Genomic DNA, 375 nt, shown 5'->3' with positions numbered 1-375 from the left:
TTGTTTGGTTCATCTTACCCGTAGCAGGGTCATAAAAGTTAAGTTCTGACCCTGAAAACTCTTCATCTGGCATATTTACGTTAATGTTGAGCGTGACAGAAGACGCATCAGTATGGAGACGTAAAGAGGTATCTTTGTTCGCTTGATACTGAATCGAGAACCCAAAATTTTGTGTATCGTATCCCATGATTTCTGGGAACAATAAACGGGCGATAGGGCGCATGTAACTGTCGAGTAAATCTCTGTAAAACGCTTGGAAACTTGGCGCGGCTAAATAACCTTCAGAACGGCTGTCTAACATCGCTCCACCACGGTTAAGTACTATGCCATATGGTGGGCGCAGCGGAATTTGTGCGTTAGAGACCGCTTCCAAGT

Annotated in this window: 1 pseudogene; it reads right to left on the bottom strand. The window is 44.5% G+C overall.

The features are described from left to right. Positions 1-375: pseudogene (locus AB4512_RS24940) on the bottom strand (2OG-Fe(II) oxygenase); the annotation flags it as partial.

Origin of the sequence: Vibrio sp. 10N.222.52.B7 (assembly GCF_041474275.1) — a bacterium.
Lineage (GTDB): Bacteria > Pseudomonadota > Gammaproteobacteria > Enterobacterales > Vibrionaceae > Vibrio > Vibrio crassostreae_C.
Note: the sequence above shows the minus strand (reverse complement) of the source record. Positions and strands in the feature narration are given on the sequence as shown.